Source organism: Streptomyces sp. NBC_00057, from assembly GCF_045041165.1.
In the GTDB taxonomy this organism is placed as follows: domain Bacteria; phylum Actinomycetota; class Actinomycetes; order Streptomycetales; family Streptomycetaceae; genus Streptomyces.
The window spans coordinates 1,287,526-1,314,337 of the sequence record NZ_CP108256.1 but is presented as its reverse complement, the minus strand read 5'-3'; the positions used below and the strand labels follow the sequence as shown (position 1 = coordinate 1,314,337).

Here is a 26,812-nt window from a genome sequence, read left to right as displayed (position 1 = left end):
GGGGCAGATCAGTGCGGGCGCTTACCTGCAGCGATGCGCTGGCGGGCCGCCTCGTAGAGCACGACGGTGGCGGCGTTCGAAGCGTTCAGGGAGCTGGCTGAGCCCGTCATCGGAATGCTGATCACGTGGTCGCAGAGCTCACGCCATGCCGCGCTCAGCCCCGCCGTCTCATTGCCGATCAATAGCAGAATCGGCTGGGTCATGTCGAACTCCGAGACATCGGCATCACCGTGCTCGTCCGTGCCGACGACGGCCACCGGCCGCCCCTGGGCGCGCTCCTTCTCCAGCCACTCCATGACCTCGAGGTGCGACTGGCTTCGGACCACGGGCACGGCGAAGAAAGACCCTGTGGAGGCACGTACAGACTTGGGGTCGTACGGGTCCGCCGCGTGTCCCGTCACAATGAGCCCGTCGGCGCCGAAGGCGTCGGCCGAACGCACGATGCTGCCGATGTTGCCGGGCTGCGTCGGCCGGTCGAAGACGAGACCGAGGAATTCGTTATGGACCTTGATCCGCGACAGGTGGTCCGGCGCCATCTCGACCACGGCCAGGACTTCCGCAGCTCCGTCGGCCTTTTCGCTGAGTTCCGCGAGCAGCTGCGGAGCCATCGCGACGCGCTCGGTGCGGTTTCCGCGCAGCAGATCCTCAGCCCAGCGTGAGAGCGGGCGGCCGGCGTCGTAGAGCAGGGAACGAATGGTCCAGCCATGCTCCATGGCCATCGTGATCGGCCGTACGCCTTGGACCAGGAACTCCTTCGCGCGCCCTCGCTTGTTGCGGTTGCCGAGCAGCGTCTGCAGTTGCTGGAAACGGGCATTGCGGGTCGTGATCCGCTGTACTGCCACCCGTCCTCCAAGCCGAAGATGATCGTCGCGTTCCTGTTGGCTCAGGTGGAACACTGCACCGGGGCACCAGCAGGTTACACGGACCCGCGCCATGGCCGTGCGTGTGCGCCATGTCCTGTCGGAATCGGCCGAACTGCCCCTGGTCGTCGGCGTCTCCGCCGCCAACACCCATGACAGGCAAGGTCTGAAACCCATGGTGGCCGGTCTCCGATCGAGACACGACCCCCACCGCGGCTGGAACCATAAACCCGGCAAGCTCCATGCCGACAAGGCGTGCCGCACACCGCGCGGATGGCGCGGGTCGGGCACCGCGGCCACCCACTTCAGCAGGCCGGGAACCTTGCCGGGCTCGGCCTCGGGATGCTCGCGCAGTTGGTCAAGCGCGGACGGGATCGGCGATGATGCGTCGGCAGGCGCGGTCTTCCACCGAGGTCACGGGGCGTCGAGAACTCGTGATCTCGGAAGCCTGTGCCTGCTCTTGCTCCCGGAACCCAGCCGACCTGGCACTTCGTCATGAACCGGATGCCAGGCGACTATGCCGAAGCCCTGATTGCCGCCCTGCAAGGCGTGAGCTGTGGCGCAGCGCGCCCAAGCGGGAAGGGGGCCATGGCTGTTCATGCCCGGCCAGCACTTCCACCGAAGCGGATCGAAGATACGATCTTCAGACAACCTCTTGTGCGGGAGTGGTTCCTCTCATGAAGACGATGACGAACCGGGGCGATGCCGACAGGTCGCCCGGGTCTGCGGACCCCCGTGCTGCCACCCGCCCGGTCCTCCCCCCACCGCACATCGCTTGATGTCCGACGCCTGGCTTCCACCAGACATCGACTTATTGCCGAATCAAAGGTTTTCCATGGCCCGTTCCCCCGCGTCCATTGTCAAACCCCTTAGGAGCAACGGCCTTTGGGTGGCGTCTCTCGTACTCACACTCCTTGCCTTCTCAGGAGCCGTGGTGCCCATCGCAGGCGTCGGCGTGACCGCGACCGTGGCATACGTCGTGGCTTTTCTGCTGGTCTTCGCCTGCCTCGTGCACCTGCGCAGGCAGCACCGAGCGAGCGTGGCCGAAGCCACCCGCCTGGGTGCCGAGATACGTGAGCGTGAGGCGGAAACCGCACGCCGTGATGCTGACTGGCACACATATGTACGTACGCAGTCCGAAGCGACGCTCCAGGAGGCGGAGTTCCTCCTGGAAGAGCGGTTACCTGCCGCTCTCGGCAGGAGCGGGATTCCCGCATCGCGGGACAGTTCAGAGCCACTCGTCCGGGAGCTCTCCAAGCGCTTCGACCGGCTGCTCACGGATGTGTCCGATGCGATCGACAACCGCGAGGAGTCGCAGCGCATCGCGTTGGTCGAGCTGGCGAGCAGAGTCCAGACCTCGGCACACCGAATTCAGGCGACGATCACGGGTGTGGCGGAGCGTCACCCGGGCGACGCAGACCTGCTCGAGGCCACCATGCATGTGGACCACGCGGCAACTCAGCAGGCGCGACACGCCCAGAGTCTCAAGGTGCTGTGCGGGGAGTGGCCCGGCCAGCAGTGGCAGAAGCCGCTGGCGCTGGTCGATGTGGTGCGGGCCGCCTCGGGCCGGATCGTCTCGTTCAAGCGTGTCGAGGTCACCGGTGACCCGGATGTCGGCATCGCCGCATCGGTGGTCGAACCACTGATCCATCTCATCGCGGAGCTGCTTGCCAACGCGACCGAGTACTCACCGCCGAGGACCAGCGTGCCCGTCACGGTGCGGACCGTGCAGCGTGGTGCGGTCATCGAGGTGGATGACGGCGGCCTAGGCCTGGATGAGCACCGGCTGGCCGAAGCACGTGACATCGTCTCGGGCCGCCGCCTTCTCGGCGTCGGTGATGTCGGCGAGATCCCGCAGACCGGCTTCGCGGTCGTCGGCCGCTTCGCCCACCGGCACGGTCTCAGCGTCGATCTGGGTCCGTCGCCGTACGGAGGTGTCCGCGCGGTGATCCTCGTGCCGCTGGAGCTCCTGAAGACCCTCGCGCCCGCCGGAGCGCCCGGCGGGCGGGTGCTTCCCACGCCGCCGCCCGCTCCGCCGTCACCATCACCGGCCGTGCCCTCCGCCGACGTCACCCCGGCCGCCCCCGACCGCACCGTTCCTGCGCAAGCCCCGGCTCCGGCGTCCGAACCCGCCCCGTCGCCCGAGCCGCCCCGGGAGGCGGACCGGTCCGGTTCGCTCCCGCCTGCCACCGATGGTCCGGCCGCACGTCACCACCGGTTGCCCCAGCGCAGGTCTCGACGTGACGGATACGTCCCCGCGGTGGAGGAGGCGCCGACCGCTGTCATTCCGCCGGGTTCGCCCGAGGACGCCGGCGACTGGATGGGGCAATTCTTCGAAGGCGGCCGGACCACGTCCCCCGCATCCGGCTCCGCTCCCGGTCACGACCCCCCGTACGACTCCTCCGCCACCCCCGGTTCCTCGGAAGGACAGATGTGAGCATGAATTACGTGGAGAACCCGGAGCAGCGTGGCTGGATGATCTCCGAAGTCGCCGCAGTGCCCGGCGTACGGCTGGCGATCGTCTTCAGTTCCGACGGTCTGCTGTTGGCCAACTCGGAGGGCATGGACCGCGACTCCGCCGACCGGTTGTCGGCGAGCTGCTCGGGTCTTCAGTCCCTCGGCCGCGGTCTCGGACGGGAGTTCGGCGAGGACGGCGGCGCCGTGCACCAGCAGATGGTGGAGTTCGACGGCGGTTTCCTGTTTATGCGCAGTGCCGACGGAGCACATCTCGCCGTCGTGACGGGCCCCGTGATCGACCCGAAGCTCGTCGCCCGGCAGATGCAGGCGCAGGTGATGAAGATCGGGGCGCGCAATCTCAGCAGCCCGCCGCGCCAGGGCCCCGCGTGAGCGGGCCGGGAGAGGGGTTCTCGGACGGTGCGTTACGCCCGTACGTGATCACGAAGGGGCGCTCCCGGCCAACCCGTAACACGATCGGCGTCGAGACGCTCCTCGTGGCGGTGGACCCCCTACGGGCCCTCCCTGTTTCCGCGACCAGGGAAGAGATCGCCCTCGTGCGCATGTGCGCGCAGCTGCTGTCCCTCGTGGAGGCCGCCGCTCATCTCGGGCTGCCGGTCAGCCTGGTGAGGGTGCTGGCGTCCGACCTCGTCGACAGCGGGCATCTGTCCGCACGCTCCGGTGTTCCACGGGCCGCCCTGCCCGATAAGCAACTGCTACAGGAGGTACTGGATGGTCTCCGTCGGTTCCGCTGACCGCTACTTGCCCGACACGGTGCAGCAGGCCGTCAAGATCCTCGTCGTGGGCGCGTTCGGCGTAGGCAAGACCACGCTCGTCGGATCCGTCAGCGAGATCGAACCGCTGCGCACCGAGGAGGTGATGACGGCGGCGAGCGTGGGGGTCGACGAACTGGCCGGTCTGAGCGACAAGACGACCACCACCGTCGCCATGGACTTCGGCCGTGTCACGCTCAGCTCGCGACTGGTCCTCTATCTGTTCGGTACGCCTGGACAGCGGCGGTTCTGGAATCTGTGGGAAGGGCTGGCCGAGGGCGCCCTCGGTGTGCTCGTGCTGATCGATACCCGCAGACTGGAGGAGAGTTTCGACGTACTGGAGCAATTGGAGATCCGCGGGCTCCCGTTCGCGGTCGCGATCAATCAGTTCCCGGACAGCGAGCGCTACACCGACGAGGAACTGCGCGGTGCGCTCGATCTGCTGCCCGAGACACCCATAGTGACCTGCGACGCGCGCGACCGCGCCGCATCGGTCGATTCCCTGATCAGGTTGGTGGAACACGTATCGGGCACCCATGCGGCGCGCACCCTGGAGACGGCCTCATGAGCACTCTGCCGCCGCCGGGGTGCCCGGCGCACGCACAGCACGGCACCGGACTGCTTCCGCTGTCCGCAGTCGTCGGCTCGTCCGACCCACGTGCGGTCTACCGCAGGCTCCGCGAGGAGTGGGGCAGCGTCGCGAAGGTCGAGCTGGAGCCGGGAGTGCCTGCCTGGCTGGTGATGGGCTACCGGGAACTGCTGGTCATCACCCGGCAGGAGCAGCTCTACTCCCGCGACGCCCGTAACTGGCGCGACCTGAACGAGGGGGTCGTCTCACCGCATTCGGGGCTCCTCCCGATGATGGGATGGCGTGCCAATGTCATCGGAGCCGACGGCCCCGAACACCGGCGGCTGCGCAAGCCTCTCGACGACGGGATCGCGCGGATAGACCAGCGCAGGGTGCGTCGTGAGGTGGAGGCGTTGTGCACGGATCTGATCGCGACGTTCTCCGAGCGTGGCAGCGCTGATCTGGTCAACGAATACGCCACGATCGTGCCGATGCTGTCGCTTGCTTCGTTGTTCGGCCTGGACAGCGAAGAGGGCCGGGAACTGCTCGACGCGCTCATCGCTCTGTTCGGCAGCGCGGTGGACTCCCAGGCCGGCAACCGCAACTTCGAGCAGATCCTCCTCGATACGGTGCGCGAGCGGCGGAGCAATCCGACCGACGACATGACGACGGTCTTCATCAACCACCCCAACCTGCGCAACGAGGCGGAGCGCCTGCAGTCCATCGTCGTGATGATCTCCGCAGGAAACGAGACGGTCACCGCCTGGATCTCGCACACGCTCCGGCTCATGCTCACCGATCCGCGTTTCGCCGCCCGCCTGCGCGGCGGGAGGCTCGGAGTGGATGACGCGCTCGACGAGGCGCTGTGGCGCGATCCCCCCATGAACAACATGCCCGCCCGGTACGCGCTTCACGACACCGAGCTGGGAGGCCAGTACATCCAACGCGGCGACTGCCTCATCCTCGGGCACGCAGCCGCCAACGACGATCCCGAGGTCCGGCCGGACGATGCGGACGAAGGCTGGGGAAACCGCTCGCATCTGGCCTTTTCGGCCGGCCCGCATGTGTGTCCTGCACAGGTGCCCGCTCGGCTGATCACTCGTACCGCGGTGCAGACCGCTCTGCATCTGCTGCCGGACATGAGACTCGGCATTCCGGCGGACGAGGTGGCCTGGCGTCCCTCTCCCTGGACGAGGGTGCCGGTCGCGCTGCCCGCGGAGTTCTCCGCGGCCCGTATACCGGCCCGTATCCCTACCAGGACGGGTCGATGAACCCTCGTATCCGACAGGACCACCGCAAGGCGGGGCCTGAGATTGGGAGCAGTTCGGCATGACGCCACATATACCTGTCATCGCTCTGGATCCTCATGGCGCGGACCATCATGGCGAGGCGGCCAAGCTCCGTGAACTCGGCCCCGTGGTGCGGGTCCAGCTGCCCGGCGACGTGATGGCCTGGTCCGTGACGGATCACACCTTGCTGAATGAGATGATCAACGACCCCCGCTTCAGCAAGGACTGGCGCAACTGGAACGCCATCATCCGAGGCGAGATTTCGGACGGCTGGCCCCTCATCGGCATGGTGAAAGTCACCAACATGGTGACCTCGGACGGCCAGGAACACCGCCGCCTGCGCAAACTCGTCACCCAGACCTTCACACCGCGCCGCGTCCAGGAACTGCGTCCCCGTATCCAGCAGATCGTGGACGAGCTGCTGGATGACCTGCCTTCGCATGCCGCCGCCGACGGCAGTGTCGACCTCCGCCGTCACTTCGCGCACCCTGTGCCCATGCAGGTCATCTGCGAGCTGTTCGGTGTTCCGGCCGACGAGCGTCCCCGCCTGCAGGAGCTGATGGACAACATCTTCCGCTCCGATCTGCTGCCCGAGGAGGTCAGCGCCAGCCAGATCGAGCAGTACGAACTGCTGGCGCGGGTGGTCGAAGGCCGCAGGCGTGAGCCGGGAAGCGACCTCACCAGCGCGTTGATCGCGGCCCGTGCCGGGAACCCCGACGCGCTCAGCGAGGAGGAGCTGGTCGGCACTCTGCTGCTCATGCTGTCGGCAGGGCAGGAGACCACCCTGAGCCTGATCACCAATGCGGTGCGCGCGCTGCTGACCCATCCCGACCAGCGGGAGATTGCCGTACGGGGCGACGCGGACACCTGGGCGAACGTGGTGGAGGAGACGCTGCGCTGGGACGCCCCGATTGGGAACTTCCCCTTCCGCTATCCCCTTGAGGACGTCGAGATCGCCGGGGTGCGCATCCCGAAGGGGGACGCGATCATGGCTCCGTTCAGCGCTGTGGGGCGTGACACGGCCCAGCACGGCGAGGATGCCGACCGGTTCGACATCACCCGGAAACAGCGCAAGCACCTGGCCTTCAGTAACGGCCCGCACTTCTGCCTCGGTGCGCCGCTGGCGCGGCTGGAGGCTGCGTTGGCCCTGCCCGCAGTGTTCGAGCGGTACCCGGATCTCGCGATGGCAGTCGATCCGGACGCCCTCATCGCGGTGCCGTCCCTCTTCTCGAACAGTTCCTCGACCCTGCCCGTACGGCTCGGTATCTGAGTCGTCGTCGGCCGCCTCGGCCAGGTATGGCGTGGCCGAGGCCAGATGCGGGCAGCGCGCCGGGGAGACGGCAAGGTACACAACGCCCCCGGCGACGCTCCGTCACCACCGAAAGCGAGACAGGGCCGTTCGTTCGACAGAACCCGAGCTGCGCCGACCGGAGTTCGTGTCGAGCCTGCTGGTGTCTGCGCCCGGACGCCAGGTGGCTCCGGGCGCAGACCTGTGCTGCTAGCGGTTGGACGACGCCGCCGGTCCAGTCTGCCCTCCCCGTCCTCTGCTGTGTGTCGGGTCTCCTGGAGCACAACGATGCCTCCGAGCAGTCGACTTGAGGATCCAGGAGAACAAAGATTTCCTAGGTTGCAGGAACCAAGAACGCTTTTCGTCTACCGGTGGTGAAGGGCGTTCACGCCGACCGGGTCTCGCGCGCCCCGCATGAACGCCGTCAGCTCTCCGGTCCGTCGCCGGTCCGCCGGAGGGCGGCCTGTGCCGAGGTGAGGCGTTCGGATTCGTTGCGGCCCGTGGTCCTGTCGCCCGCGACGTCGTCGGCCCAGCCCAGCAGCCGGTGCAGCTGTGGGTCGGTCGAGGACGCGGCGATGCGGGGCTTGCCGACGACGACCTCTCCGCCCGTTCCGTCAACGGCGATGAGGGTGCCTTCGGGCAGGGTGCGTCCGCCTGCCCGGACGCAGCCGTCGGCGGCGTCGACGGTGAGGTTCGCGGCACCCACGACGGCGGGTTTCCCCATCGACCGCGCCACCACGGCCGCATGACTCGTCGGGCCGCCGCGAGCGGTGACCACCCCGGCGGCGGCGGCCAGGCCGTGCATGTCGAGCGGGGAGGTTTCGGGGCGCAGCAGGACGACCGGCCCTCCCGCGGCGAGCCGGGCCGCGCTGTCGGCGGTGGTTGCCACTTGGCCGACAGCGACTCCCGGGGAGGCGCCCAGCCCTCGGGTGAACAGGTCGCGGGGTTCGATCGCCGTGATCCGAGGTGTACGTACGTGGGTGAGGTGCTGTGGTGAAACGCGGAGCAGCGCCTCGTCGCGCCCGATCGTTCCCGCGTCGGCCAGGTCGACCGCGACCCGGACTGCGGCGCGCCCGACGAACCGCCCGCGGCGCACCTGCAGGATCCACAGTTCGCCCGCCTCGAAGGTGAACTCGACGTAGCACGCGTCGCGGCAGTTCTCCTCGAGCCGGGTCAGGGCGGACAGCAGGCGGGTCCACACCTCGGGTTCCCGGTCGGCCAGTTCGCTCAGGGGCTCGGTCGGTGACGAGCCCGAGACGACGTCTTCGCCTTGGCGGCCGAACAGGGCCTCACCGAAGGGGACACGCTCGCCGGTGTTGGGATCACGGCTGAACGCGACGCCCGTCCCGCTGCGTTGGTCTCGATTGCCGAACACCATCGCCTGTACGGTCACGGCGGTGCCGAGGTCGTGCGGGATGCCGTGCAGTTCGCGGTAGGTCTTCGCGCGCGGTGTGTTCCACGACGAGAACACGGCCTCGACGGCGAGCTCCAACTGGCGGGTGGCGTCCTCGGGCACGCTCTCGCCGCTGCGTTCTGCGATGAGCTGCTCGACGTCCTGGATCGCCTCGGCGAGGCGGCTCGTGTCGGTATCCTGTCGTGCGAGCGCACGGTCGATGCCCGCCACGCTCTCCGGGCCCACGCCGGCGACCTCGGAGGCGAAGCTGGTCAGAAACCTCAGCCGCGAGTCGAGTGCGAACCGCAGGTCGCCCGTCTCGTCGGCCAGGGTGGTGGTCGCCTCGGTGGTGAGCCCGAGGTTGAGGACGGTGCTCATCATGCCGGGCATCGACACGCTGCCGCCGGAGCGGACGGACACCGCAAGCGGCCGCCGTGGACCGCCGAGCCTGCGGTGCGTGGCGGCTTCGAGGCCGGCGACGGCGGCCGCCAGTTCGGCGTCGAGGCCGCTGGGCAGCCGTCCGGTACGGAGGAAGGCGCGGCACGCCTCCGTGCTGATGACGAAGCCCGGCGGCACAGGCAGTCCCAGACGGCGGAGCACGACAAGACCGTGTGCCTTGCCACCGAGGACTTCCGCCGTCTCCTCGACGTCGGCCGAAAGCGGGTGAATCCAGGTCATCGCGTTGTCATCTCTGCGTCGCCTTGCTGGTTCGGCTGCGGGTCTCGCGGAATGCGCGGGATGGCGGGCGGCGGGTTCAGTGGCGCGGGATGCCGAGGGTGGCCAGCAGATCCTCGTGCAGCTGGAACCACACGGTGTGATACGAGGACGTGCTGTCCGTCACGTACTCCAGAGAGCCGGCCCTCGCCCGGGCGAGGGCGTCGGCGAGCCGGACGGGGTAGCGCTGGAGGCGGAGCAGCGCCGCGGACAGCTCGGCGCAGAGGGGCTCGGCACGCTGGTGGAACTCCGTGAACCGGTCGAGCACCCGGGCGTCGTAGGAGGGGTCGCTGTGGTCGTTCATCGTCATGGTGCCGTCTACGGTGCGGGTCTGCCATGCTGTGCAGAGATCGAGCAGCTCGGGGTTGAGCACCAGGAACCGATCGAATGCCGCGGTCAGTCGGGCCCGGCCTCCGGCTTCCTCCAACTCGTCGGCGATCCGCTCGGCGTCCGCGGCTCGGCCGTCCTCCGTAAGGCCCCATCCGCCGAAGTCGCCCGCGGCATGGGTGACGAGTCCGGCCACGGCGAGGTCGATCAGTTCCGATTCGACGTCGGACTCGGGGAGTCCTGACGCCCTGGCCACCCCGGAGAGGCCGGAGAAGCCGATGCAGCGGAGGGTGTGAAGCACCAGCAGGTCGGTGCTGGTCGCGTGGGACGAAACGGGCTGGGTCATGGTGCGGCCCCATCAGGTGTGGTGTGGGAGACATCTGCGGTCGTGAGATCGAAGGTGGCCGCTCCATGGGCGGCACCGCGTCCTTGGGCTCGGGCGACGATCGTGCCGTGCTGCACGCGTACCGCGTACTCGGTGGCGTCGTCGGCATCCGGTACGCCGACGGCCGACGCCAGCAGACCGCGCTCGTCCAGGACGAGGCGGAGACGTGGCCACGCGCCGGGTTCGAACACGCGCCGCAGGCACCGGGCAAAGTCACCGGCCCTCAGCTGTACGAGGCGGCCGGTCTCGGCCGGGTCCGCCGTCGTGACGACCACGGTGATCCGGTCGCCGGTCCGTGCGGCGCGGACAGCCTCCTCGGCGGCTTTCAGGCGGTTGGTGCCGAGGAGCGTGATCACCCCGTCCTCGGCGAAGCCGACGGGGCGGTGTGTGATGAGATCCTGCAGCTCCTGCGGCGGGGACCAGGGGTCCAGGCAGGCTCGGGCCGGCGGGACGTAGGGCAGGTGCGGAGGGTTCCAGGTGTCGGCGAGGGCGAGCCCGCCCAGATGCGCGCAGGCCTGAACGATGTCGAAGGGGTCGCCGAAGCCGAGCGCCGGATCCGCCGAGGCACCCGGGCCCTCCAGCAGCCTCAGGACCAGCTGGGCCCGCCGGACTTGACGCTCGGACGGGGCGTCGGCGGGCGCGTGCGACTCGAGCGCGAGTGCCAGCAGCAGAGCCTCGAGGTGGGTCACCTGTCCGAACGCGTCGCGGATCGGTTCGTCGTCGAGAACCCCGGCCGGTGAGCGGAGATGCACCCGGCCGAAGGAGGGGGTGCCGTCGGCCAGGGGCATTCGTTCGAGCCAGGTCCGGGCGAATGCGCCCAACGCGTCGGCGATGGATCCCGCAGACGGTGTCGGAGGCTGCGGGACCGCGCTGGTGGTGTCAGACTCCGCGATGGCGTTCTGCTCCGTCGTGCCGCTCCGCTCCGCGGTGCCGCAGTGCTCAGCCGTGGCGGCACGTTCGACCATGTCGACCAGCACCGCCAGATAGAGAGCGCGTTTGCTCGGGAAGTTCGAGTACACCGCGCCACGGGTCAGCTCTGCCCGCTCGGCGATCTCGTCCACCTTTGCCGCCGCGTAGCCGCGCTCGGTGAACTCCGCCTTCGCCGCGGCGAGTACGGCCGCGCGCGTGCGCTCCTGCTGCTGAGCCCGGGTCAGACGCACCATCCGCGACACCTCCCTGTCCGTTCGGCGCCGTTCACAGCAAAAGATACACGGAACATCCTGATGATTGGACCATCCGAGTCCGGAGCGACGCGAAGCGGGACGGCTGTCGGCCGACCGGTTCAGGCTGCCGGTCGCTCAGGCCCGTAGGGGCCGGCCGGCCGGGCGCGCCGTCAGAAAGCGCCGACCGGGCCGGTCCATTGTGCGGTCGCCGTATTTCTCTATCGATCAGAAACTCAATGGGTTCTCGTTGAGGGTGTAGCGGACGTGGGGGCCGTGGAAGCAGCGGCGGACGATGTGGGGCCGGCGCCGGCGCCGGCGTCTGCGGAAGAACCGGCGGGTCTCGGCGGCGAGTTCAGCCTGGTTCCGGGCCCGGTGGCCTTTGGGCAAGCTGTGCTTGAGGTCGGCGTTGACCACGCATGTGGCGTACACCCTGTCGTTTCGGTCCGGACGGCAGATGAGCGGCGTCGGCTCGCATGCTTGAATCGGTGAGTGATCGAGTGGCAGTTGCCGAGGTACGGGCGCGGACCGTACGACGAGGTTCCGCCCGTTCTTGAGCGGGTTCTGCGATCGCCGTCCAGCGACGAGGAGGCGTGGCGGGAGCTCTGGCACCTCCTGGCTACCGAAGGGCTTACCGTCTGTGCGGCGAGTTTCGCCGCGCTGCCGTACCTGCGGGACATCGTCCGTGCAGGCGAGTCGGCTGCCGTGGACCGGGCGCTGGAACTGGCCGGGGCGATCGTGGCGGGCGTCCACCAGGATCACGGCGCCGACGAGCTCGTGCGGGAAGTGGCTCCCGTTATTGCCGAGCTCCGGCGGATGGTCGCCCTGCGCATCGACGGCGGCGGCCTTTCACCGGCGAGCGCGATGGCTCTCTTCAGGGCGGATCTCGCTTTCGCCGGCGCGAGTGGCTGGAGCTTGGCCGAGTACGACTTCGAAGACGGCTTCTACACCGTGAGCTGCCCCCACTGCGACCTGCCCGTCACCCTCGCGATCGGCGATTACGGCCAGTACTCGGCCCATCGGGACTGGGGCGAAGGAGATGTCCGCCGCCCTCTCCACCCGTCCCCCGCTGATGAACTCAGCAGCCTGGGCAAGCGGATGTACGACACGGCCCGCGCCCTTGGCCTTGCCGAGATGGCCGAGGGTCTCACGTACCTCTTCGGCCGTGCCGAGTGCCCAGACTGCGCCAGCACCTTCATCGTTGCTGATCAGTACGCAGCCGACAACGAACCTCATCACTCATCTGACGGACCTGTGCCGGCGGGTGGCTGGTGACGAGACGAGGAAGGAGTCATTCGCGCCAGCCAGCCGGTTCTGATCAATGTCCTCGTGTGGCGTGCGCGTAGCGGCGACCCGCGGGCGCCACACGGGCATCAAGGCAAGCGGGTGCCGACTTCGCGAAGCGCATCCGGCATCCGTGTCGAGACCCGGATCGTGAAGTCCTGACACCGAAGCCCCACTCCTTCGGCTCAACGTCGGGGGTGGGGTCCCTTGTGCCCGGACCCGCGTCGTGATCCGCGTCGTACAGGTGGACAGATTCCCAGGCTGCGCCAGGCTTACCGAGATCCGACAATGCGGCGAAATCGGTCTCTCGTGCGAGAGGTCATACCAGAGCGGGACGGATGGCGGGCAAGTTCGACAACTGCCCGTCGCACCTGCGTGATCGGCGACTACTGTGTGTGTCCGGTGATCAACGGTGGGCTCATATCTTTCGAGCCTGCCCGACCGATGAACCGAGCCTGACCAACCACCGTAGGTGCCACCCCATGAACGCCGATTCCTGGTGCCCCACGTACCGAGGACACTGATGTCTCAACTTCGCGCACCCGAAGCGCGACCGGAACGCCGAGAGGGCGGACGGCACGGCCGACCGGGTGCCCGTTCCCACTCGGCCACGGCCAGGCCGCGTGCCGCCCAGCCATCCGCCGAGGCGCGTATACGCCCCCAACTCCTGCGCACCGCGGTGCTGCCGACCGTCGCCGCGGTGCTGAGCGGAGCCGCAGCGGTCATCTTCACCGTCCGCTCCACCGGAGCCCGGCCGTCCACCGAACTGTGGACCGCACTGGGCGGGGCCGGTGCACTGGCCGTCGCCGCCGTGCTGGCCGCGTACTTGGCCGCCAACCGAGTCGCCACCACCGTCTTCGGTCGCTGCCTGGCGCTTCGCCGCGCCAGCGCACAGGGCCAGGCCGAACTTCAGCGGGTGGTGGAACAGCTCCGCAACGGCGAACCCGTGCCCGCACGCAGGCCCGCGCAGCCTGCCGCACCGGGCAGCGACGCCTTCGAGCTGCTCGCGCAGGAACTCGGCCGCCAGCAGGAAGTCGCCGTGGCCGCGGTCATGCAGGCGTCCCGGCTCTCCGACCACACCGGCGAGGACCAGAAAGTCGAGGTGTTCGTCAATCTTGCCCGCCGGCTGCAGTCGCTCGTACACCGCGAGATCCAGCTGCTCGACGAGCTGGAGCACGAGGTCGAGGACCCGGATCTGCTCAAGGGCCTCTTCCACGTCGACCATCTCGCCACCCGCATCCGCAGGCATGCCGAGAACCTAGCCGTCCTCGGTGGCGCCGTCTCCCGGCGCCAGTGGAGCAACCCGGTCACCATGACGGAGGTGCTGCGCTCGGCGATCGCCGAGGTGGAGCAGTACCCGCGGGTCAAACTGGTACCGCCGATCGACGGCACGCTGCGCGGACACGCCGTGGCCGATGTGATCCATCTGCTGGCCGAACTCGTGGAGAACGCCACCGTGTTCTCCGCCCCTCACACCCAAGTGCTGCTCCGTGCCCAGCAGGTCACCGCCGGACTGGCCCTGGAGGTCGAGGACCGGGGCCTGGGCATGCCGGGCACCGAGCAGAAGCGGATGAACGCCCTGCTCGCCGACCCCGACCAGGTCAATGTGTCCCATCTCCTGCAGGACGGCCGGATCGGCCTGTTCGTCGTCGCGTCACTCGCCCGACGGCACGGCATCGCGGTCAGGCTGCAGAGCAACATCTATGGAGGCACGCAGGCCGTACTCGTCCTCCCGCAGTCCCTGCTGGGCGCGGACGGGGACGCTCCGGCCGAGGCCGACGCGGCTCCGGTCCCGCCCCCGGGGCCCGTACACCGTCCGCCGGCCGAGGACGACAGCGGAAGCCACCACAAGCCGAACCTGAGCCTGAATCCCGGACCGGGCGCCGGTCCGGGCCCGTCACCGGCCCCGCAGGCGAGCGCCAACCGGCAGCCGTACGTACCCACTCAACCGCTCCGCCTGCATCAACCACCCCAGCAGGCGAGACGCGAGGGCGAAGCCCCACCGCTCCCACTGCGCGCCGAGCGCCTCGACCGACCCACGCCGGCCGAGACGCGCCCCGGAATCCGGCGCACGGACGAAACCGCTACAGCGCTCCACTCCGAGCCCGGAGTCGTACGCGGCACCATGGGCAGGCCCCAACTCCCCCGGCGCGCCCACCAGGAGCACCTGGTTCCGCAGCTCAGGGAGGCACCGGTCCCGCGCACCGAGGACGAACAAGCCCTGCACGACCCGGGACTCATGGCAGCTTTCCGGCGGGGCATCGAACTCGCGGAGGCCCGTAGCGAATCCGAGGCGGACACCGAACGGGGCCCGGACACGAGCCTCGAAACGGCGGCCCCGCAGACCTGGCAGGCCCAGACCCCGCCCGGACCGCTGCCGGTCCGAGGACTCATCGCGACCGTCGCATCGCACCACCCGTCCCCGGCCCCCGATCATTCCCTGGATCAGGACGCGGCCCCAGTCACCGATCCCCTCGAAGCGAATACTTCCAAGGAGTAGATGCACCATGGCGACCGATATGCCGTCCGGTCAGGTCTCGGACCTCGACTGGCTGCTGAGCGGACTGGTCCAGCGCGTGCCGTACACACGCAGCGCAGTCCTCCTCTCCGCCGACGGGCTGGTGAAATCCCTCCACGGCATGGACGCCGACAGCGCCGACCACATGGCGGCGCTGGCCGCCGGCCTGTACTCGCTCGGCCGCAGTGCCGGCGCGCGCTTCGGCGACAGCGGCGACGTAAGACAGGTGGTGGTCGAACTCGACTCGACGCTGCTGTTCGTCTCCACCGCCGGGTCGGGCACCTGCCTCGCCGTTCTCGCCGGCCGCGAGGCGGACGCGGCGGTGCTCGGCTACGAGATGACCATGCTGGTCAAGAGCGTCCGGCCCTATCTGATGACTCCGGCGAGACAAGCGGCCGGGGCACCGAGCGCCACGGGGTTGTGAGGGTGTCGGTTTCGCAGGACGGGCCGATGCTCGACGACGCGGCAGGCCGGCTCATCCGCCCGTACGCCGTGAGTAACGGCCGTACCCGTCCGACGACCGTGCTCGACCTGCTCTCCCTGGTGATGGCCACCGGGACCGAGCCGCAGATCCATCTCGGTCCCGAGCACTCCGTCGCGCTGGGGCTGTGCGGCGGCCCCACCTCGGTGGCCGAGATCGCCGCCCATCTGCGGTTGCCCGCAGTCGTCACCAAGGTGCTCGTCTCCGACCTCGTGGACTGCGGGGCAGTCACCGCGCACCCGCCCGCCTTCCATGACATGCCCACCGACCGATCTCTGCTGGAGGCAGTGCTCGATGGCTTACGACGACAGCTCTGACGGCTTCGGCAGCTCTGCCGCGTACGAGAACAGCGCAAGCTCCGAAGGCTTCGGAAGCCACGCAAGCCACGCAAGGCATGGCTATCCGCAAGGCTACGGCGACCCCCGTGGCGCCTATTACTCCGGCGACACCCATGGCTCCGGTGGCAGTCATGACGCCGGTGGCTCCGAAGGCTTTCCCGTCGCGCTCAAAGTGCTGGTTGCAGGCGGGTTCGGCGTCGGCAAGACGACCTTCGTCGGCGCGGTCAGCGAAATCGCACCGCTGAGCACGGAAGAGCTGCTGACCCAGGTCAGCGCCGCCACCGACAGCCTCGACGGCATCGAGTCCAAGACCTCCACCACCGTGGCGATGGACTTCGGCCGCATCACGCTCGACCAGCAGCACGTGCTCTATCTGTTCGGCACCCCCGGCCAGGAACGCTTCTGGTTCATGTGGGACGAGCTCTCCCAGGGGGCGCTGGGGGCGGTCGTGATCGCGGACACCCGCAGACTCGCGGAGTGCTTTGCCGCCGTCGACTTCTTCGAGCGGCGAGGCATCGGATTCATCGTCGCGGTGAACGAGTTCGACGGTGCCTACCGCTACGCGCCCGAGGAGGTACGGGCCGCGCTCGACCTGGGGCCGGACGTGCCGGTCGTGCTCTGCGACGCCCGGATCGCCAGCTCCGGCACCGGGGCACTGGTCACACTGGTCCAGCACCTGATCAACGCCACCTCCGCACCGGCCCCGTTGTCCGGCTTCGGAGCACACCCGTGACCCTGCATGCCGGCGGCCGGATGCTGCTCACGCCTGTCGACCGCGACGCCCTCGTCCGTACCCAGCGGCTACGGACCCTGGGCCTCGGGGAAAGTGCCGATGCCTCGTTCGACAACTTCGACGCCTTCGCCGACCGGGTGGCCGAAGTGACCGAAGTGCCCTTCTCGATGGTCAACTTCATCGACGGGAACCGGCAGTTCTACGCCGGACTGCACACACCGGCCGGCACGCACAGGGGCTTTGACCTGGGCGCCACGGCCGCGGGCAGCGGCCATGGCGGCCGGTATGTGGCCCTCGACCGCGGCTATTGCCCGCATGTCGTCGTACGGCGCAAGGCGCTCGTCCTGGAGGACGTCTGCGACTACCCACGGTTCGCCGGAAATCCGGTAGTCGACGAAATAGGCATCCGTTCCTACCTCGGCGCGCCCCTCATCGATCGCACGGGCATCGCCCTGGGCGCCGTCTGCGCGGTCGACACCGTGCCCCGCCCGTGGGGCAGGGCAGGGCTCGACATGATCAAGTCCCTGGCGCAGGAACTCGTCGGCCACCTCCATCGGCGGGAGGACAACAGCATCGGGATCTGACCGGGCGGGCCCCGGCGGCCCGGTCCGCGAACAGACTCCGGCCGCGGTCAGACCTTCACCACGACGTGACCTCGACCGTCTTCAGACCTCGACCGTCGTACCGTCCAGGGACGTCAGCACCACCGAGTCCGCACCCGCTCGTACCCGCACCGAGTCGCGCAGTGCCTCCGGATGAACGGTGTCCTGGGAGAGAGCGACCAGCGATACATGGATGCTCCGCCCGCCCGGGTGCGGTCGGCTGCGCAGATACGGGATCGCGGAACGAGGCCCATACGCATTGGACTGGACGTCGCGCGCCACAGCGGCTCCTTCGGCACCACCGTCCCAGCCGTACAGCGCGATCAGGGCGCTGCTCAGACCGTCGGCCGTACGGGCGAGCGCCCAGTCGGGCCCCGACAGGGCGAACGGGCTCTCCGCATGAGCTACCGCATGACCGCCCTCCCGTACCACCGCACCTTCGGGCGCTTCGACCCGGTGCACCCGGATCTCCCACGGGCCGTGCAGCACACTCGTCGTCTCGATCCGGTACGGATGGTCGTCACCGGGCAGCCGGGCCGCGTACTCGGTACCCGCGCCCCAGAAGTTCACCGCGGTCAGTCCCGCCCGGCGCACCTCCACGGCCTGCGCGGTGGCATCGTTGGCTCCTGATGACGGCCCTGTTCACGATGCTCTTCAACGCGGGCATCATCCCGAACTTCCTGCTGGTGATCGAGATCTGGAACAACTCCTCTTCCACGACAGCCGACTTCGATGTCGTCACCGACGACGCGACGGTCCACGTCAGCGGGAAGGCGCTGCGCCCGACAGTCCTGAATCTGGACAGCCGGACCCGCACGGTGAAGATCGTGACCTCCGGGACGGGGCGCGTGGCAGTCTCCCAGGTGCTCGTCCACCCGTAGTGGTCCGCCCTCCGCCGCCGGGCGAATCACGATGGAGGGCACCTCGGCACCCGAACGCCGCCGGTCACCCGACCGGCGGCGTTCCCGTGCTCGCCCGCACCACGACCTCTCCCGCCACCCGCACCACCCGGGCCCGCCGCCCCGCGGACGGCTCCCGCAGCGCCAGCGCGATCACGTCCTCGCCCATCGAGGTCAGCGGCAGCGCCACCGTGGTGAGCGCCGGCGACAACTCCCTTACCAGCGGAATGTCGTCGAACCCGGCGAGCGAGACATCCTCCGGCACCCGCAGCCCCTCCTCCCGCAGCGCGGCGAGCGCACCGACCGCCATCACATCGGTGACCGCGAACACACAGGTCGGCCGCGGCCGGCCGAAGGCCAGCAACCGCCGGGCCGCCGCATACCCGCCGTCGCGAGTGAACGCGCCCTCCACGACCCGGTCGAGCCCGATTCCCGACTCCGCGAGCCCTTCCCGGAAGCCCGTGAGCCGGTCGGAGACAGTGGTCAGCGCGGGCGGGCCGGTGAGCACCGCGAACGTGCGGTGCCCGAGCCCCACCAGCGTCCGGGCGAGCGCGGCCGCCCCCGCCCGGTTCTCCGGCTGTACGGTGTCCACCCGAAGGCTGCGGTGCCTGCTGACGACGGCCACTCGCCCCCCGCCCCGTACGTAAGGCTCCAGTTCGGCATCCAGGGCCCGCTCCCACGCCCGGTCCTGGAAGCCGGAGCCGATGAGCAGGATCGCCCGGGCACGCTGAGCCCGCAGCATCGAGACGTAGGCGATCTCCCGGGCGGGTTCCCGGAAGGTGGAGGCCAGCATCACCAGCAGATCCTGCTCGGCCGCGGCGCGCATCACGCCACTCGACACTGCGGCGAAGTAGGGATCACTGACGTCATGACAGATGACGCCCACCGTACGGTTGTTGGTCGAATTCGCGAGTGCCTGCGCATGGGCGTTGGGGATGTAATCGAGCCGGTCCGCCGCCGCCCGTACCCGCTCTCGCAGATCGTCGCGTACCCGGGTCGTGCCGTTGAGGGCGCGCGAGGCGGTGGCGGGGGATACCCCGGCCTCCCGGGCCACGGCGTCGAGCGTCACATGCGCCGCTGCGGGAAGGCCGCCGCGCGGCTCCGGGCGGTGCGGTGTTCCCCGTTCACTCAACTCGACCCCCAAGGGCGCGGTGGTGGAAGGTCCCGAAACTTGTCGACGACCTATTGACCGTGCGTACAGGCAGTCATTAGCGTGGCGAAAACCCTATCAGAAAGCGCTTTCTGAAAGCGCCTTCTCGTCATCGCAGGATCGCACAGCTCTCCACAACTGCACCCGAAGCGCAGGGAGTTCACAGTGAGCCAGAGCGCGTTGACCAAAAGTCCCCCTGAAGCGGAGGGAGTTGTCCGGCGGGCCGGACCCTCGGCGGGGGAGCGGTTCGCGCGGGCGGCCGAGCAGAGCTGGCGGCCCGTCGCCCTGCTGCTTGCCTGTTTCGCCGCCTGGTGGGTGATCTCGGCGGCGGAGCTGGTGAAGCCGTATCTCGTACCGTCACCCGGGGCGACCCTCGATGTCCTTACCGGCAAGGCCGGTTATCTCTGGCAGCACACCTGGGTGACGACATACGAAACGCTGCTCGGCTTCCTGATCGCCGTGGCCGTCGGTGTACTGGCGGCAGTCGTCATGGTGTACTCCTCGACCGTCGAACGCACGCTCTATCCCATTCTGCTGTTCGCCCAGGTCGTACCGAAGATCGCGATCGCGCCGCTGTTCGTCGTCTGGCTCGGCTTCGGCATCGAGCCGAAGATTCTCATCGCCGTGCTCATCGCCTTCTTCCCCGTCGTGATCTCCATGGTCACCGGCCTCAAGGCGGTTGACCCGGAGATGCTCCAACTGTCGGCGACCATGGGCGCGGGGCCCTGGCAGACCCTCCTCAAGATCCGCTTTCCGGCCTCGCTCCCGCATCTCTTCTCCGGGCTCAAGGTCGCGGTCACCCTGGCGGTCACCGGTGCGGTCGTCGGCGAGTTCGTCGGCGCCAACGAGGGCCTGGGCTATGTGATCCTCCAGGCCAACGGCAACCTCGACACCCCGATGCTCTTCGCCGGGCTGTTCGTGATGTCACTCATCGGCGTCGTGCTCTTCGTCGCCGTGGAGATCGCCGAAATGCTGCTGCTCCCGTGGCACGCCAGCCGCCGGGATACCTCCGCCACCACCACGTACTGACTCCGTCGTACCGACTTCGTCGCGAGAAGGGCCAGCCCATGTATGCGCGCAGACTCCTGATCGGTGTCGTACCTTTTGTCCTGGTGGCTACGGCCTGCGGTGGCAACGACGCGTCGACCACCACGAGCGACTCGGGCAAGAAGCTGGACAAGGTCACGCTGACGCTCAACTGGTATCCGTACGGCGAACACGCGCCGTTCTACTACGGCAAGCAGCAGAAGATCTTCGAGAAGCACGGCATCGACCTGAACATCCAGGCGGGTCAGGGCTCACAGAAGACGGTGCAGGCGACCGCCGCGGGCCAGACCGACTTCGGCTGGGCCGACACCCCGGCACTGCTCGCGGGCGTCGACCAGGGCGTCCAGGTGAAGAGCCTCGGAGTCTTCCTCCAGACCACCCCGGCGTCGGTGCAGTCCTTCGACGCCGAGGGCATCGAGTCGCCTGCGGATCTCAAGGGAAAGACCATTGCGGGGACCGCCGGTGACGCGCTCTCCAAGACCTTCCCGATCTTCCTGAAGAAGAACAACCTCGACGCTTCGGACGTCAAGGTCCAGAACACCGACCCGGCGGGCAAGATCGCCGCGGTGATCTCCGGGAAGACCGACGGACTCCTCGGCTACGCCAGCGACCAAGGCCCCACCATGCAGGACAAGGCCAAGAAGCAGGTCTCGTATCTGCGATTCTCCGAGAGCGGGCTGAACTTCTACTCCAACGGTCTGCTCGCCGGACAGAAAACCCTCGCCACGAAGTCCGAACTCGCCGGACGCATGGTTCAGGCGGTCAGCGAGTCGTGGGCGGCCGCCGAGAAGGCCCCCGGGCCGGCGGTCGCGGCGATGGACGGAGCCTCGGAGCAGCTGCCGCCGACCACGGTCCTGGCCGAGCAGTTCAAGACGACGCTCACTCTGCTGCACACCTCGTCGACCGAGGGGAAGGCACCCGGAGTGAACAACGAGGCCGACTGGCAGCAGACCATCGACGTCTTCGCCGAGGCGGGCATGGTCAGCAAGCCGAAGGCCGTCGCGGACTACTGGGACGAGAAGACGGCGCTGAAGGGATGACGATGCCGAAGCGGTACACGACCCGGGCCATGGCACCGGTTCCTGCCGCGGCCGCGGTCGGACTGTCCGATGTGGCGGTCCGGTTCCGCAGCAGGAAGCGCGATGTCACCGCGCTGCGCGAGGTCTCGTTCGATGTGGCGCCCGGTGAGTTCGTGGCGATCGTCGGACCGTCCGGATGCGGCAAGTCGACCCTGCTCAAGCTGGTCGCCGGACTGCTGAAGCCGTCCTCGGGCGAGGTCCGGCTCGGCGGCGAGCAGGTCGACGGGGTGCGGCACGACATCGGTTACGTGTTCCAGCGCGCTGCCCTCCTGGAGTGGCGCTCGGCGCGCCGCAACATCCTGCTCCAGGCCGAGATCCGGAAGATGCCTCCGGCGCAGGCCCGCGGCCGGACCGACGAGCTGATCCGGATGACGGGCCTGGCCGGCTTCGAGGACGCGTATCCGCATGAGCTGTCCGGCGGAATGCAGCAGCGTGTGGCGTTGTGCCGGGCGCTGCTGCACGAACCCCCGGTGCTCTTGATGGACGAGCCGTTCGGCGCGCTCGACGCGCTCACCCGCGAGCAGATGAACATGGAGCTGAACCGCATCTGGCAGGAGACCCGTACCACCGTCCTGCTGGTCACCCACTCCATCTCGGAAGCCGTCTATCTGGCCGACCGCGTGGTGGTGATGAGCCCGCGCCCCGGCACGATCTCCGAGATCATCGAGGTGGGGCTGGACGCGGAACGGGAGTACGGCGAGACGCTGGGCCGCCCGGAGTTCCGGGACGCGGCCGCCCACATCCGTGACCTGCTGGGTGCGGCTTCCGCGTACGACTGACAGTGTCCTCGGCCGCCGGACGGGCTTGAAGACCGAGCCCGTCCGGGGCGATTGAGGACAGGACGGCCGTTCTGCTCACTCCAGCCCGAACGCGTCCGCCAGCATCTCCGTCTGCGCGCCCAGCAACGTGGCGCCGCTGTGGCCCATGCCCACGAACTGCCCCGCGGCCTCCAGTCCCACAGAACCGTGCAGCTGTGCCCATGCCAGCACCGCACCCGCCAACGCCTGTGCCGACTTCCCGGTGTCCCCGGCCGCAGTCGGTGCGTACTCGGCCACCCACGCGCCCACAGCCTCGTCCGCGCCCAGCCACGCCGTCATCTCTGCCACCACCGCCGACCTGGGCTCCCGGTGTCCCGTCGGCGAAGACAGCCAGGAAAGGCCCGAGAACGGCACGGGCCCGGTCCAGCGTGTCGTCCGGAGCGACATAGCCCGGCACGGGTGCGCCCTGGATCAGCAGATAACGGTGCGGCTCCTCGACCGCCCAGGCCCGATAAGCATCGGCAAGCGTAGCTGTTCCCTGAATCCCACATTGATGACCCGGTCCGGATGGGCCTGCGCGGCCCGGTCGAAGCCGTCCCGGCTGATCTCGGCCGGCACCAGCGCGAGGCGGGGGTCCTCGTCCAGCAGCTGTGAGGTGGTCGAAGCGGTCACGCATCGTGTCCATGTGAAGTGTCCCTCTCCGGTTTCGTTGATTCTGTCTCTTCGGTTTTCGCCCGGTGTGTTCAGTTCTTGGGGTCGACACGCACGACCACGGCCCGCGGCCGCCCAGGGCGTGGCGCCGTGAAGGCCGCGTACAACGCTTCGTGGTCCCGTCCGTCGACGGAGTCGACCGACCGGCCCGCAGCCTCGAACCGGGCCGCGATGCCACCGGGCCGGCCGTAGGACGCCGACGCGTTGTCGATCACCACGGTGTGCAGCTGTTCCAGCCCTGCCGGGCCCGCGTAGGCGAGGAGGTCGCGGCAGGGCCGTGCTTCTCGTCCCCGGTCATCAGGCTCATCAGCCTGTTCATCTCGTGGTAGTCGCCTGTAGGCGCAGCAGTCGTGTTCGTCATGGATCCAGCGTTGAACATCAAGTTTGGTTGAGGTCAAGCCGGAAAGGCGTTCGTGACCACCCGTCGAAGTGCGGTATTGTTCTCATGCGCGTTCGGCCAGGGGGAAACCCCAGGTCAGGCGGGTATCGGGACGTGGCGCAGCTTGGTAGCGCACTTGACTGGGGGTCAAGGGGTCGCAGGTTCAAATCCTGTCGTCCCGACTCGAAGGAGTCGCAGGTCAGGGGCTGTTTCGGAGGAATCCGAAACAGCCCCTTGGCCATTCCTGGGGACCAGTTGGGGACCAGGCACCTTGACCGCGTCAGGTTGCGGCGGCGATCTGCACTGGTAGCGAACGCGGGGCCTGCAGCACGCTGAGGTGAGCGGAGAGCGCGGCGCCGGCGGCGGTGATGGGGTTGCCCCACGGCCGGGCGGGGGTTGCTCCACCCGGCCGGGCGCGGTTCAGGCGCCGCGCTGGTGGAGCTCCAGGTCAGCGACCACGGGGCGGTGGTCCGAAGCGTCCGTCGCGACGTCCTGCGCACTGACCACGGTGATGTCGGGGGAGGCGGTCACAAAGTCGATGCGCTTGAACGGATTGACAGCCGGATACGTCTTGCCGCCGTTCGGGGCGGCGTCCTGCAGCTCCTGCCACAGCGGCGCCAACTCCGGGGCACTGGCCTCGGCGTTGAAGTCACCGACCAGGACCTTCGGACCGGAATCCTCGGCAAGCACATTGAGCATGTCCGTGACCTGCGCGCTGCGGACCGACGGGTTGGCCCGGTAGTCCAGGTGCGTGGAGTAGACGTGCACGTGCGAGCCGTTGACGTTGACCGTCACCTCGGCGAAGCCGGGCGCCGGGGCGGGCACCGGGTTGGGCGTCTGGGTGGAGAGCCGGGTGATGTCGTGGTTCTCGGCCTCGAGCACCGGGTAGCGGCTCAGCACGGCGACGCCGTACTGCTGCCGGTCCCCGCCCTCGGTGGCGGGGTCATTGTCATAGATCGGTGCGAAGAACACCTTCATGTCCAGCTTGTCGGCCAGCTCCTCGGCCTCGTCAACGAAGTTGCTACGGGAGCTCCAGTGCACATCGACCTCCTGGAGGCCGATCACGTCGGCGTTCAGATCACGGATCGCCGCCGCAGTGCGGTCCAGGTCGAAGACGTTGTCCTCGCCGGCCCCGGCGTGGATGTTGTAGGTCGCGACCCGCAGCGGCACCGCCGGGGCCTTCGCCCCGGGGACGTCGGTGGTCGCGGCGCTCACGGGCGCCGCACTGGCGAGCACGGCGGTGACGGCGAGCACCGCAGCGGCCGCGTGGCTGCCGCGGGCGGGACGTCGGGATATGAGCTTCATGAATTTCTCCGGATCAGATGGTGAGGCCGGCACCGAACGGGAACAGGGCCGTTCCCGGGTTGGCCGGATCAGGGATGGTCACGGGAAGGCGTCCGGCCGGCTTGATCGCTCCGGTCAGCACCCCGGCGAGGGAGCGCATCGCCACCTCGTTGAACGCATACGTGGTGAGGTAGGTGGGCGCCTCGGGGAAGCGCATCACGTCGTACGGATCGCGCACGGCCACCGTGACGACCCGCGCACCGGACGCCAGCAGCGCCTGGACCAGCTGCTGCTGACCGGAATCGCCGGCCGCGCGGTTGGTGAGCACCACCGTGGTGTCATGCGACAGCGCGGCCGCAACGGCGGCGTCGATGCGTGCGCGGGACGGCTTCGCCCCCGTGCTCAGGACGTCCACCGTCAGGCCCCGGTCGGTGAGCGCCCGGCCCAGCGCCGCGGTGGTCATCGGCGCCGCCGGGTCGTCCCATCCGGTGACCAGCACCTGGCCCGTCGGCCCCAGCGGGAGTGCGCCCGGCTCGTCGCGCAGTAGCGTCGTGGTGCGGTCGGTGATCCGCTGGGCGACGGCGAGGTGGTCCGGGCTGCCGACCGTGCCTGCGATGTCCGCAGTGTCGGCGAAGGGCGAGCGGACGATTCCGCGGTGCCACTTCAGCCGCAGTATTCGGGTCACCGACTCATCGATGCGGCGCTCGGTGAGCTCACCGTTGCGGACCGCAGCCAGAACCGCGTCACAGGCGATGCGCATCACCGGCGGGTTGACGAGCACATCGACGCCCGCCTTGAGCGCAAGCACCGGCACCCGCTCGTCGCCGTACTTCTGCCGCACGCCGGCCATACCGAGCGAGTCGGTCACCACGACGCCGTCGTAACCGAGTTCCTTGCGCAGCAGCCCGGTGAGGATCGGGTAGGACAGGGTGGCGGGATCGCCGGACGGGTCGAGCGCCGGCACGACGATGTGGGCGGTCATCACCGAATCGGCGCCCGCGGCAATGGCGACCCGGAACGGGGGCAGGTCGATCCGGTCCAGCTCCGCACGGGAGTGGCTGATGACCGGGAGTCCGCTGTGGCTGTCGACCGCTGTGTCGCCGTGGCCGGGGAAGTGCTTGATGGTCGCGGCCACACCGGCGTCCTGGTAGGCGCGCAACTGCGCGACCACCATCTCGGCGGCCATCTCGGGAGATTCGCCGAAGGACCGCACCCCGATCACCGGGTTGGCCGGGTTGACATTGACGTCGGCCACCGGCGCCAGGTTCTGGTTGACACCGACGGACCGCAGCTCCTGCCCGGTTCCGCGGACTGCCGAACGCACAGCGACAGCAGCCCGAGGGCAGCCTTCCGGTCGATCAGGTTCACGCCGAGAACCACGTCGCCTGTACGCAGCTCGAGCTCGCCGTCCGGCTCAGCGATCACCACATCGCCCACCGGGACCGAAGCCCTGTCGGGGGCGCCTGCCCCTGACAGCACCGACGGTCCCACGGCGTCGACAAGTCGCTGGAGACTGATCACGGGCCACCACCTGCTCGCCTCATCCGGTTCATCATCGTGCACCGCCTGACGTCCGGTTCCGAAGACCCATAGCGGGGCCGCCGGGAGCGGCGGCGTTCGTACGGCCCGGCCTGGACGGCACGTATGGGCGACCCGGCCGCACGACGGCCTCGAGCGCGTTCATCGGCGAGCGGGGGTCCGGCAGGGCAACCGCCTCGTCGATGGCTCCCTCGACGCAGCAACGTACGGGTATCTGACAACAGGGCAGCAGTTCCAATGTAGGGACCAGTTGGGGACCACACGCCCCGCGCGATACCGAACGATGGGCGCGCCAGCACACAACTTTCGTCCTACATGGGTCCGTTATGTGCAAGAAATTTCCTTGACCCTCACTCCTGGGGGTAAAGGTACGAAGGGGCGGATGCACTTGATGGTGTTCACCGAGACCTTCGACGCGAAGGTCATGTGCCGTTTCCTCGACAGGCTACTCGGTCATTTCGACCGCAAGATCCACCTCGTGGTGGACGGCCACTGCGCACACCGATCCCGCAAGGTCCGTGCGTGGCCGGTCAACCACGCCGACCGGATCGAGCTGCACTTCCTGCCCTCGTACTCGCCCGAGCTGAACCCCGACGAGCTCGTCGACGCCGACCTCAAACGCAGCCTGCCCATGAGCAGCCGGGCCCGCGACCAGGCTCAACTCGCCGCCGAGATCCGCAGGTTCTTCCACCGCCGCCAACGCCGGCCCCACATCGTCCGCGGCTGCTTCGGCGGCCCCCACGTCCGCTACACCCTCGAAGAGAACCATTTGAGTTTCTGATCAATAGGTCGCTGGGCA

27 protein-coding genes, 1 tRNA gene and 3 pseudogenes are annotated in these 26,812 nt (G+C 68.8%); 18 read left to right on the top strand and 13 right to left on the bottom strand.

The genetic code is table 11. The features are described 5' to 3' along the window. Window positions 1-8 precede the first annotated feature (8 nt). Entirely contained in the window at window positions 9-842 is an 834-nt protein-coding gene (locus OG953_RS06360) for an RNA methyltransferase (RefSeq protein ID WP_405691681.1), read from the bottom strand. Window positions 843-1,695: 853 nt separating this feature from the next. Here OG953_RS06360 and OG953_RS06355 point away from each other — a divergent pair. The 6 genes from OG953_RS06355 to OG953_RS06330 are packed head-to-tail and all read left to right on the top strand — an operon-like array spanning window position 1,696 to window position 7,214. Next, entirely contained in the window at window positions 1,696-3,297 is a 1,602-nt protein-coding gene (locus OG953_RS06355) for an ATP-binding protein (protein ID WP_405682963.1), read from the top strand. A gap of 2 nt (window positions 3,298-3,299) precedes the next feature. After that, window positions 3,300-3,707 carry a roadblock/LC7 domain-containing protein gene (locus tag OG953_RS06350; protein ID WP_405682962.1) on the top strand — a complete coding sequence of 136 codons (408 nt, stop codon included), beginning with the start codon at window positions 3,300-3,302 and terminating at the stop codon, window positions 3,705-3,707. Further along, on the top strand, window positions 3,704-4,069 hold the full coding sequence (locus OG953_RS06345; protein WP_389999628.1) for a DUF742 domain-containing protein: 366 nt from the start codon (window positions 3,704-3,706) through the stop codon (window positions 4,067-4,069). Before OG953_RS06350 ends, OG953_RS06345 begins: the two co-directional genes overlap by 4 nt. Next, window positions 4,047-4,655: a GTP-binding protein gene (locus OG953_RS06340; RefSeq protein WP_405682961.1), complete on the top strand. Its 609-nt coding sequence runs from the start codon at window positions 4,047-4,049 to the stop codon at window positions 4,653-4,655. The genes OG953_RS06345 and OG953_RS06340 overlap by 23 nt, the downstream gene beginning before the upstream one ends. Continuing rightward, window positions 4,652-5,926, top strand: coding sequence for a cytochrome P450 (locus OG953_RS06335; protein ID WP_405682960.1), 1,275 nt, complete (start codon window positions 4,652-4,654; stop codon window positions 5,924-5,926). Before OG953_RS06340 ends, OG953_RS06335 begins: the two co-directional genes overlap by 4 nt. Window positions 5,927-5,984: 58 nt before the next feature. Next, window positions 5,985-7,214: a cytochrome P450 gene (locus OG953_RS06330; protein ID WP_405682959.1), complete on the top strand. Its 1,230-nt coding sequence runs from the start codon at window positions 5,985-5,987 to the stop codon at window positions 7,212-7,214. Window positions 7,215-7,656: 442 nt separating this feature from the next. Here the strand turns inward: OG953_RS06330 and OG953_RS06325 are convergent, their stop codons facing one another. The 4 genes from OG953_RS06325 to OG953_RS06310 all read right to left on the bottom strand — a co-directional run bounded on the left by OG953_RS06325 (window position 7,657) and on the right by OG953_RS06310 (window position 11,628). Further along, window positions 7,657-9,303 carry a pyruvate, phosphate dikinase gene (locus OG953_RS06325; RefSeq protein ID WP_405682958.1) on the bottom strand — a complete coding sequence of 549 codons (1,647 nt, stop codon included), beginning with the start codon at window positions 9,301-9,303 and terminating at the stop codon, window positions 7,657-7,659. Between the two features lie 76 nt (window positions 9,304-9,379). Next, a complete protein-coding gene (locus OG953_RS06320; protein WP_405682957.1) occupies window positions 9,380-10,012 on the bottom strand; it encodes a transcriptional regulator in 633 nt (210 codons plus the stop codon). Continuing rightward, window positions 10,009-11,214, bottom strand: coding sequence for a helix-turn-helix domain-containing protein (locus OG953_RS06315; RefSeq protein WP_405682956.1), 1,206 nt, complete (start codon window positions 11,212-11,214; stop codon window positions 10,009-10,011). The genes OG953_RS06320 and OG953_RS06315 overlap by 4 nt, the downstream gene beginning before the upstream one ends. Before the next feature lie 225 nt (window positions 11,215-11,439). Then, a complete protein-coding gene (locus OG953_RS06310; RefSeq protein WP_405682955.1) occupies window positions 11,440-11,628 on the bottom strand; it encodes a hypothetical protein in 189 nt (62 codons plus the stop codon). A 75-nt stretch (window positions 11,629-11,703) separates the two neighbouring features. On the opposite strand from OG953_RS06310, the gene OG953_RS06305 reads away from it, so the two are divergent. From OG953_RS06305 to OG953_RS06280, 6 genes are all read left to right on the top strand, one after another. After that, window positions 11,704-12,486, top strand: a complete 783-nt coding sequence (locus tag OG953_RS06305) for a hypothetical protein (protein ID WP_405682954.1) — start codon at window positions 11,704-11,706, stop codon at window positions 12,484-12,486. A 532-nt stretch (window positions 12,487-13,018) separates the two neighbouring features. After that, complete coding sequence (locus tag OG953_RS06300; protein ID WP_405682953.1) at window positions 13,019-14,995, top strand: sensor histidine kinase; 1,977 nt, start codon at window positions 13,019-13,021, stop codon at window positions 14,993-14,995. A 7-nt stretch (window positions 14,996-15,002) separates the two neighbouring features. Further along, entirely contained in the window at window positions 15,003-15,437 is a 435-nt protein-coding gene (locus tag OG953_RS06295) for a roadblock/LC7 domain-containing protein (protein ID WP_405682952.1), read from the top strand. 2 nt (window positions 15,438-15,439) lie between these two features. Next, window positions 15,440-15,811 (top strand): DUF742 domain-containing protein, encoded by a 372-nt coding sequence (locus OG953_RS06290; RefSeq protein WP_405682951.1) that lies wholly within the window; start codon window positions 15,440-15,442, stop codon window positions 15,809-15,811. Next, complete coding sequence (locus tag OG953_RS06285) at window positions 15,789-16,565, top strand: GTP-binding protein (protein ID WP_405682950.1); 777 nt, start codon at window positions 15,789-15,791, stop codon at window positions 16,563-16,565. Before OG953_RS06290 ends, OG953_RS06285 begins: the two co-directional genes overlap by 23 nt. Next, a complete protein-coding gene (locus OG953_RS06280; RefSeq protein ID WP_405682949.1) occupies window positions 16,562-17,149 on the top strand; it encodes a GAF domain-containing protein in 588 nt (195 codons plus the stop codon). Before OG953_RS06285 ends, OG953_RS06280 begins: the two co-directional genes overlap by 4 nt. 81 nt (window positions 17,150-17,230) lie before the next feature. On the opposite strand, the gene OG953_RS06275 is transcribed toward OG953_RS06280, so the two are convergent. After that, on the bottom strand, window positions 17,231-17,767 hold the full coding sequence (locus OG953_RS06275; RefSeq protein WP_405682948.1) for a hypothetical protein: 537 nt from the start codon (window positions 17,765-17,767) through the stop codon (window positions 17,231-17,233). 29 nt (window positions 17,768-17,796) lie between these two features. On the opposite strand from OG953_RS06275, the gene OG953_RS06270 reads away from it, so the two are divergent. Next, window positions 17,797-18,048: a hypothetical protein gene (locus OG953_RS06270; protein WP_405682947.1), complete on the top strand. Its 252-nt coding sequence runs from the start codon at window positions 17,797-17,799 to the stop codon at window positions 18,046-18,048. A 64-nt stretch (window positions 18,049-18,112) separates the two neighbouring features. Here the strand turns inward: OG953_RS06270 and OG953_RS06265 are convergent, their stop codons facing one another. Further along, on the bottom strand, window positions 18,113-19,135 hold the full coding sequence (locus OG953_RS06265; RefSeq protein ID WP_405691679.1) for a LacI family DNA-binding transcriptional regulator: 1,023 nt from the start codon (window positions 19,133-19,135) through the stop codon (window positions 18,113-18,115). Window positions 19,136-19,381: 246 nt separating this feature from the next. Here OG953_RS06265 and OG953_RS06260 point away from each other — a divergent pair, with 246 nt between their 5' ends. From OG953_RS06260 to OG953_RS06250, 3 genes are read left to right on the top strand one after another with little or no spacing between them, the layout of a single operon-like run. After that, window positions 19,382-20,245, top strand: coding sequence for an ABC transporter permease (locus OG953_RS06260; protein WP_405682946.1), 864 nt, complete (start codon window positions 19,382-19,384; stop codon window positions 20,243-20,245). Between the two features lie 38 nt (window positions 20,246-20,283). Continuing rightward, window positions 20,284-21,303 (top strand): ABC transporter substrate-binding protein, encoded by a 1,020-nt coding sequence (locus OG953_RS06255; protein ID WP_405682945.1) that lies wholly within the window; start codon window positions 20,284-20,286, stop codon window positions 21,301-21,303. Then, window positions 21,300-22,121, top strand: a complete 822-nt coding sequence (locus OG953_RS06250; RefSeq protein WP_405682944.1) for an ABC transporter ATP-binding protein — start codon at window positions 21,300-21,302, stop codon at window positions 22,119-22,121. The genes OG953_RS06255 and OG953_RS06250 overlap by 4 nt, the downstream gene beginning before the upstream one ends. Window positions 22,122-22,196: 75 nt before the next feature. Here the strand turns inward: OG953_RS06250 and OG953_RS06245 are convergent, their stop codons facing one another. The 4 genes and pseudogenes from OG953_RS06245 to OG953_RS06230 form a co-directional block, all read right to left on the bottom strand. Next, a complete protein-coding gene (locus tag OG953_RS06245; RefSeq protein ID WP_405691677.1) occupies window positions 22,197-22,439 on the bottom strand; it encodes a WHG domain-containing protein in 243 nt (80 codons plus the stop codon). A gap of 144 nt (window positions 22,440-22,583) precedes the next feature. Continuing rightward, window positions 22,584-22,785: pseudogene (locus OG953_RS06240) on the bottom strand (transketolase); the annotation flags it as partial. Window positions 22,786-22,843: 58 nt separating this feature from the next. Beyond that, window positions 22,844-23,077 (bottom strand): annotated as a pseudogene (locus tag OG953_RS06235) (transketolase); the annotation flags it as partial. After that, window positions 23,023-23,172, bottom strand: coding sequence for a hypothetical protein (locus OG953_RS06230; protein WP_405692449.1), 150 nt, complete (start codon window positions 23,170-23,172; stop codon window positions 23,023-23,025). The pseudogene OG953_RS06235 and the gene OG953_RS06230, both read right to left, overlap by 55 nt. A 126-nt stretch (window positions 23,173-23,298) precedes the next feature. Between OG953_RS06230 and OG953_RS06225 the strand changes: the two genes are divergently transcribed. Next, a tRNA-Pro gene (locus tag OG953_RS06225) sits at window positions 23,299-23,372 on the top strand. A 238-nt stretch (window positions 23,373-23,610) separates the two neighbouring features. On the opposite strand, the gene OG953_RS06220 is transcribed toward OG953_RS06225, so the two are convergent. Together OG953_RS06220 and OG953_RS06215 are read right to left on the bottom strand one after the other, a co-directional pair. Next, on the bottom strand, window positions 23,611-24,495 hold the full coding sequence (locus tag OG953_RS06220; RefSeq protein ID WP_405682943.1) for an endonuclease/exonuclease/phosphatase family protein: 885 nt from the start codon (window positions 24,493-24,495) through the stop codon (window positions 23,611-23,613). Between the two features lie 13 nt (window positions 24,496-24,508). Beyond that, window positions 24,509-25,798, bottom strand: a complete 1,290-nt coding sequence (locus tag OG953_RS06215; RefSeq protein WP_405682942.1) for a glycoside hydrolase family 3 protein — start codon at window positions 25,796-25,798, stop codon at window positions 24,509-24,511. A 585-nt stretch (window positions 25,799-26,383) separates the two neighbouring features. On the opposite strand from OG953_RS06215, the pseudogene OG953_RS06210 reads away from it, so the two are divergent. Further along, window positions 26,384-26,794, top strand: a pseudogene (locus OG953_RS06210) (transposase); the annotation flags it as partial. Window positions 26,795-26,812: the final 18 nt, after the last annotated feature.